Source organism: Polaromonas sp. P1_G1 (assembly GCF_056405595.1).
This window is the reverse complement of record NZ_JBFUBU010000088.1, coordinates 1-6974: the sequence shown is the minus strand read 5'-3', so window position 1 is coordinate 6974 and position 6974 is coordinate 1. Positions and strand designations below refer to the sequence as shown.

Genomic DNA, 6974 nt, shown 5'->3' with positions numbered 1-6974 from the left:
ACCCTGGTTGCTGCGTCCCTCCGCTGCGCTACGGGCAACCTGCGGTGCTCGGTCCAGGCGGGGTCTCGCTAAACTCGCCTTCGGCTCAGACAACGCGATCCCTGATCCGCCTGGACCTGCGCTCCTCGGCGCATCCACAAGGGGTGGGGAAGGAATACCAATACCGAATACAGAAGAAACAAGGACTCGCCTTGGCGAGTCCTTGTGGTCTTGGTTTGTTCTTTGTATTTCTGTCTTCTGTTCCCGCTTCAGTTCCCGATTGCCCCGTCCTGGCTGGGCCGAGGAGCGCAGAGACAAGCGGATCAGGGATCGCGTTGTCTGAGCGAAGCGCAGCGTAGCGAGTTTAGCGAGACCCCGCTTGGCTCGAGCACCGCAGGTTGCCCGTAGCGAAGCGTAGGGACCCAGACTGCGGGTCGCCTTTTCTTTGGTGACTTTCTTTTGGCGAAGCAAAAGAAAGTTACTTGCCGCCGGGCAACCCCCGGCCAGCAGGTCCATGCAAGGGACAAGGGGAGCGCGCAAGCCGACGCAAGACCCGGCAAGGCGCCGCCTTGCGCTGTCTAGGCCTTGAAGCTGGCCGACTCGAGCTCGTGCCGCGCCAGCAGCGCGTAAAAATCGGTGCGGTTGCGCCTGGCGAGCTTGGCCGCCTGCGCCACGTTGCCGTTGGTCATCTTGAGCAGTTGCGTGAGGTAGCCGCGCTCGAACTCCTTGCGCGCCTCGTCCAGCGGCAGCAGCTCGGAGCCCTGGCTGGTCAGCGCGTTTTGCACCAGCGTGACCGGGATCAGCGTGCCGGTGCACAGCACCACGCATTTCTCGACCATGTTCTGCAGCTGCCGCACATTGCCCGGCCAGGACGCCGTGCCCAGCAGCTCCAGCGCGCCCGGCGCGAAGGCCGTCAGCGGCTTGGCGTAGCGCTGCGCCAGGCTGCGCATGAAATGATTGGCCAGCAGCGCGATGTCCTCGCGGCGCTCGGCCAGCGGCGGCAATGTGAGGCCCACCACATTGAGGCGGTAAAAAAGGTCCTCGCGAAACCGGCCGGCGGCGACCTCGTCCTCGAGCTTGCGGTTGGAGGCGGAGATCACGCGCACGTCGACCTTGTGCGGCTTGGACGCGCCCACGGGCCGCACCTCGCGCTCCTGCAGCACGCGCAGCAGCTTGACCTGCATCGCCAGCGGCAGGTCGGCGATCTCGTCGAGGAAGATGGTGCCGCGGTGCGCGCTGGTGAACATGCCGACGCTGTCGCGCACCGCGCCGGTGAAGGAGCCCTTGACGTGGCCGAACAGCTCCGACTCCACGAGGTTTTCGGGGATGGCGCCGCAGTTCACCGCCACCAGTGTTTCATGGGAACGCGCGCTGGACGCGTGCAGCGCGCGCGCCAGCAGTTCCTTGCCGGTGCCGCTCTCGCCGTGGATCAGCACCGAGGCGTCGCTTCGGGCCATGAGCCTGGCCTCGGCCAGCAGCTTTTCCATGCGCGGGCTGCGCGTGATGATGGCCTCGCGCCAGGCTTCGCCGGGAAGGTCGCCGGGCATGTCGGCACCCAGGGTGGACGACACCTCCAGCGCGCGGTTCACCTCGAGCATCAGGTCCGCGCCCTCGAAAGGCTTGGTGATGTAGCCGAACACGCCGCGCTGCATCGCGTTGACCGCGTCGGGAATGGTGCCGTTGGCCGTCAGGATCAGCACCGGCAGCAGCGGGTAGCGCCGGTGCACGGCTTCAAACAGCTGCAGCCCGTCCATGCCCGGCATGCGCAGGTCGGTGATCAGGATGTTGGGAAGCTCATGGTCCAGCTTGGCCAGCGCGACCGCGCCGCTGTTCGCCTCGATGGGAACGTGGCCTTCGTAGTGGAGCCTCAATGACAGCAGCTTGAGCAGTGCCGGATCGTCGTCAACTATCAGAATGCGTGCCATAGGTGCCCGTCAAAATCCGCACAGACTGCAAACGGGAGCAGTGGCAGAGCCGTTGTTGTTGTGTTTGTCATAAGCATAACGCCTGTAATGAATACCGGATACCGTGAATCTGACCGCCTGTAAGCCCTCATAGCCGTTCGTCGCGCAGCGATGCACCAACCTGAATCAGGCCGCAGCCGAAGATCGGGTCGGGTCCGGGCGCGCCCAGGTCCCGGGCGCCGCGGCACAGCTGCCGGGCCAGTGGCCCGGCCCTGAGCAGCGGGTTGCGCGCCAGCAGCAGCGCGCCGGCGGCGCTCACCACGGCCGCGGAAAACGAGGTGCCGCTCACATAGTGGCCAGCGGCTCCGTCGGGAACCCAGAGGTCCACGCCGGGCGCCGCCAGCGTGATGTAGGCGCCGCGGTTGGCCGCGGCATACACGTTGTCGGAGGCGTCGGTCGCCGTCACGGCGATCACGCCGGGATAGGCCGCCGGGTAGGCCGGCGGCGCCGCCGGGCCGCCGTTGCCGGCCGCCGCGACCAGCGCCACCGGAAAGCCGGCGAGCCGGGCAAAGGCTTTTTGCATCACCGCGTCGCCGGGCCCGCCCAGGCTGAGGTTGATGAGCTGGACTTTCTCGGCCAGCAGCCAGTCCAGCGCGCGCACCAGGGCCGCGCTGTGCGTGCTGTCCTCAGCGCCCATGCTGCGCATGATCTCGGCCGAGCGCAGGCTGGCCCCGGGCGCCATCGCCCGGAAACCGGGAACGCCGGCGTCCTGCCCCGCGATGAGCGCGGCAATGGCCGTGGCGTGGCCCGCGGCTGCGGCCGTCTCGCCGGCGGCCAGGAAACTTTTGCGGACTATGCCGGCGCCCGCCAGCGCCGCGATGGCCGCCACCGGCCCGTCCACGATGCCCACACGCACCGCGCCCGGGCCTGCGGGCTCCGCCGCGTCCAGGGGCTGGTCGATTTTTTGCGGCAGGTAAATGCGCGGCCTGGCTTTGGCCGGCTGCAGCGGGCGGTAGCGTGTGTTGAAGTCCACGGCGAGCCCGGGAAAGTCGCGCAGCAGCTGTTCACGTAAATCGGCGGCCTGCGCCGCGCTCTCCAGCTGGAACACGGCCAGCACGCCTCCCAGGGCCTCCAGCCGCGAAACGGTGACGGGCTGCAGCTGCCGCTCGCGCGCCAGCCGGGCCAGCGCGGCGTCGGCTTCGTCCGCCGCGGCCCAGTACGCGACCACCTGGCCGGGCTCCCGGGTCTGCACCGGCGGGCCGGGCGGTGCGGCCAAAGGGCTTATCGCCATCGGCATCAGGGCGCTGCCCGACGGCAAGCCGGGCAGGCCAGTCGCAGCGGGCGCCACCGGGGGGACCGGTGGTGGAAACGACGGCGCAACCGGCGTTGGCGACGGGGCCGCCAGGGCACGTCCCGGCACGGCGGCGCCCGATGCATCGCGCGCCTGGCCTGCTGCCGGCGGCGGCTCCACCCCGCGCAAGGGCAACACCGGCCTGGCCGGCGGCCGCGGGGCATCGGGCGCCCTGGAAGCGCCGGGCCTGGAAGGACAAGGCAAGCCCGCGATGCGGTAACGCGCGCACTCGGCATCCTCATCGCCGGCGGCGTGCACGGACAGGCCGGCCAGCACCAGGCACATGAGGGGCACGAAGGGAAAGAGAGAACCCGCGCGCAGGCGGCCGCGTGCGGAAGAACGCATGGCTTCAGCGCCCGGCCAGCAAGGCCGCCGATTCGACGATGGCGCCGTTGCCGCGCAGCCCGGCCAGCGCCACGGGCCCCTGCCCTTCGGGCACGCGCACCGTGTACACACCCAGCGCGCCGGGGCCGGACACCATTTCGGCCCGCAGGCCGGCCAGCAGGCCGCGTATCTGCGCCTCGGTGGCCCGCGGCTTGAAAGTGATTTGCAGCAGTTCGCCGCCCGCGGCCGCTTCGCCCGACAGCGGGGTGAGCGCCTCAGGCTCGGGGCGCAGCAGCAGCGTGCCTATGAGGGCGGCCTGCGCTAGGACCACGGCGGCGGCCAGGCCAGCCGGCACGGAGAAGCGGCGCGGCGCGGCCAGCCACGCATTCCAGCGCGCGCGCAACTGCACGACCTTGCCCGAGCGTTCGCCGTGGACCAGCGCCATCAGCGTGTCCAGGCCCGCATCCTCCGGGCGCTCCTCGGCCTCCTCGCGAAACTGCCGTATCTGGCTGCGCAGTTGCATGAGCCAGAGGAGTTCACCGCGCACCAGCGGCGAGCGTTCGAGCAGCAGGTCGATAGCGTGCCGCGTGGCCTCGTCCAGTGTGCCGTTCACGTACCAGGGCAGCAGGTCCCGCAATTCCTGTTCGCTGTGCATCATGCGCGCTCCATGCGCCAGACCTGGCGCTCAAGGCATTCCCGCATCTTGCGGCGGGCGTGGAACAAACGTGTCTTGACGGTGTTCTCGGGGCAGGCCTGCACGGCGGCGATTTCGGCCAGCGGCGCGTCCTCGTAAAACACCATGTGGATGCACTCGCGCTGTTCGTCCGGCAGGGCCTCCATGCACAGGGCCACCTGCCCCTGCCTTTGCCGGCCGGCGATCAACTCAAAGGCGGAGGGGCGGCCGTCGGGGATGGCCTCCGCCTCGTCGCCCAGGGGCTCGCTCATCTCGCCGCCGCGCAGGCGCAGCTTGTCCATCGCCTTGTGGCGCGCGATGCCCAGGATCCAGGTGGTCACCATGGACCTGCCGGCGAAGCGCGCCGCGCCCTTCCAGACTTCGTACATGGTTTCCACCACCACCTCCTCCGCCGCCTCGGGCTGGCACAAGCGGCGCAGCGAAAAGGCGTAGATCACCCGGCTCATGCGTTTGTAGAGTGTGCAAAGCGCGGCCTCGTCGCGCGCGGCCACCTGTTCCATGAGGCGGCACAGCTCCATGTCCTGCCGTGCCGCCGCGCCCGCGTGTGCTTCCATCAAATCTGGCTCCGTGTCCGGCCGGCGGGCCCCTTGCCCGCCGTGCCATTGCCTGTGAGTCGTGGCTTCATCGCGGCGGGTTCAATGCCGCCGCGATTTTTGTTTGAAAAAGGTCCGCGCTCAGGGAACCGCCACGGTCTGCGTCACCACCTGTGCCGCGCCGGAAGGCGTGGTGGTGTCGGTGAAGGACACCGTCGCCGTGCCGCCCGGGCAGATTTCCAGCGACGCCGGATTGATGGGCGTGTTGGCGCTGGTGCAACCGGCCGCCGCCTTGGAGAAGCTCACGCTGGTGACCCTGAACTGCGAGGACCCGGGGGTGACAGCCGGCAGGGTCAGCACCATGGAGTCATTGGCAAACGGCGCGGAGGTGGTGATGGTCACCGTCACGGAGGCGGCGCCCACGCGGTCGGGGTCGGTCACGGTGATGCTGAAGGGCAGGGGCGCGGGCGGCGCCACGCCGCCGCCGGCCAGCGCATAGGATGCGCCGGTGTTGACGACGGCCAGCGTTGCCAGCGTCCTGGCGGCCGGGCCACCGGCGGCATTGAGCGGCGCGCCGGGCACGACCGGGCCGGAGCGCTCCAGCATGCTGCCGCCGGTGATCGCGGCAAAGGTCCAGCCCTGCGGGCCCAGGTGCAGCAGCACGGTGCTGCGTCCCGTGGTCAGCCGGGGGGTGAAGGACGGCAGCAGCAGGCAGCGTTTTTCCCAGCCGGTCTGCAGCACGGCCAGGTTGGGGCCGGCCTGGACCTGGGTGTTGAGCAGGGTCACGCGCATCTGCTTGCACTCGTTGTTTTCCTGCGTGATGTTGTCCAGCAGCTGCTGGTAGCCGATCATGGACGGGTCCAGCTTCTGGCGTATCAAGGACACATTGCCGGCCTCGAAGGCGCGCAGGATTTCCTCAAAGGCGGCCAGGGCCTTGCGCGCGTCCTCCGGTTCGCCGATCTTCGGCTTGCCGCTGCTGTCCGTGCCCTTGCGCACGTTGTCCTTCTGCTTTTGCTCCAGGCGTTCGTCGCGCGTTTCTTCCAGCAGCTTCTTGCTGCTTTCGATGGCGGCTTCATTCTTCGTGGCGACAAACAGCGCGGGGACGGCCGGCAACACCCTGGGTGGTACCGACGCCGTCCTGGACGCGAAGGCGGCCTGCCCGGGGAGCACCGAAACCTTGCCGACGGGCGTGTCCATTTCGGTCTCGCCGGTGTTCACCTTGTCGTAGGTTCCCGCGGCCTCGCCTTCGCCGACGACCAGCACCTCGTGGTCGGTCCCGCGAATGCCGATGGTGGCCGTCGTCGTGCGCACCGCGTAGTTCTTCGGGTTGTTCTTGCCTATCCAGCCCGTCACCGAGCGGAAGGAGCCGCGCAGCAGGCGGAACACCGCGCTGTCGTCGGCCCCGCCCTCGGCCCGGTAGGCTTCGATGCGCAAAAAGGTGTTGGCGCGCAGGGCGACCAGCGCGTTGTCGTCCATGCGCACATGGATCTCCCCGTCGCGGCCGGTCACGATGGCGTCGCCCGCGTCTATGGTCTCTCCCTTGCCGGGCAGGCGCAGCTGGCCCGCCGCGGTGGTGACGCTGACGTTGCCCTCGATGAAATCGATCTGGCCGGCCGCATGGGCCTGCTGCAGGCAAAAGCCCAGCGCGAGCGCCGTCAGCAGGAAGGAGGTGGTGGTGTGTTTCATGGAGTGGTTCTCGTGGTCATGGCGGCGAACGGGCCGCCGGCTTGCCGGTGAGTCGTGCGTCGTGGAGGAAGGGTTCTATGCGGTGGGTGATGGCGGGCTAATCGGCGGCGAAAGGGTTGTCGCCGCTCAGGCCGGACAGCTTCCAGCCGGCCTCCGCGCGCTTGAAGCTGAACGCGGCGGCGCCGCTCTTGCGGACCTGCAGCCCCGCGGGCAGGCGGACAAAGCGCTTCTCCCAGCGCGCCTGGATCAACACCAGGCCGGCATCCTCCGAGGCCTGCGCGCGCAGGTCCGACAGCGTGATCCTCAGCTGTTTTTGCAACGGCCGGGCCTGGCGCGCGGCATCCACGACGCCGGCATAGCCGGCCATGCCGGGTGACACCATCGCTTCCAGCCCGGCCTGGTCGCCCGCGGCGTAGGCGGCCATCAGCTGGCGCAGCGCGGCCTGCGCCTGCCGGCTGTCCTTGGGGCCGGCCGGCGCGGCGACGGGTTTGGCGGCCCCCCCC

General features: G+C 69.3%; 6 protein-coding genes. All 6 read right to left on the bottom strand.

Features of this window, described 5'->3' with window-relative positions; translation table 11 throughout:
* Nucleotides 1-557: 557 nt before the first annotated feature.
* A complete protein-coding gene (locus AC1D1Y_RS25500) occupies nt 558-1904 on the bottom strand; it encodes a sigma-54-dependent transcriptional regulator (protein ID WP_477652304.1) in 1347 nt (448 codons plus the stop codon).
* A 127-nt stretch (nt 1905-2031) separates the two neighbouring features.
* A complete protein-coding gene (locus AC1D1Y_RS25495) occupies nt 2032-3579 on the bottom strand; it encodes a S8 family serine peptidase (protein ID WP_477684809.1) in 1548 nt (515 codons plus the stop codon).
* A 4-nt stretch (nt 3580-3583) separates the two neighbouring features.
* Nucleotides 3584-4216: a hypothetical protein gene (locus AC1D1Y_RS25490; RefSeq protein ID WP_477684808.1), complete on the bottom strand. Its 633-nt coding sequence runs from the start codon at nt 4214-4216 to the stop codon at nt 3584-3586.
* The gene (locus AC1D1Y_RS25485; protein ID WP_477684807.1) at nt 4213-4806 is read right to left on the bottom strand and encodes a sigma-70 family RNA polymerase sigma factor; all 594 of its coding nucleotides are present in this window, start codon (nt 4804-4806) and stop codon (nt 4213-4215) included. The genes AC1D1Y_RS25490 and AC1D1Y_RS25485 overlap by 4 nt, the downstream gene beginning before the upstream one ends.
* A gap of 120 nt (nt 4807-4926) precedes the next feature.
* Nucleotides 4927-6471, bottom strand: coding sequence for a FecR family protein (locus AC1D1Y_RS25480; RefSeq protein ID WP_477684806.1), 1545 nt, complete (start codon nt 6469-6471; stop codon nt 4927-4929).
* A gap of 97 nt (nt 6472-6568) precedes the next feature.
* Nucleotides 6569-6974: nuclear transport factor 2 family protein (locus tag AC1D1Y_RS25475; RefSeq protein WP_477684805.1), on the bottom strand; the 406-nt coding region annotated here is incomplete at its 5' end.

Coding starts and splice junctions, on each gene's coding strand:
- AC1D1Y_RS25480 (WP_477684806.1), bottom strand. CDS start 6,471: ATGAAACACACCACCACCTCCTTCCTGCTGACGGCGCTCGCGCTGGGC.
- AC1D1Y_RS25500 (WP_477652304.1), bottom strand. CDS start 1,904: ATGGCACGCATTCTGATAGTTGACGACGATCCGGCACTGCTCAAGCTG.
- AC1D1Y_RS25485 (WP_477684807.1), bottom strand. CDS start 4,806: ATGGAAGCACACGCGGGCGCGGCGGCACGGCAGGACATGGAGCTGTGC.
- AC1D1Y_RS25495 (WP_477684809.1), bottom strand. CDS start 3,579: ATGCGTTCTTCCGCACGCGGCCGCCTGCGCGCGGGTTCTCTCTTTCCC.
- AC1D1Y_RS25490 (WP_477684808.1), bottom strand. CDS start 4,216: ATGATGCACAGCGAACAGGAATTGCGGGACCTGCTGCCCTGGTACGTG.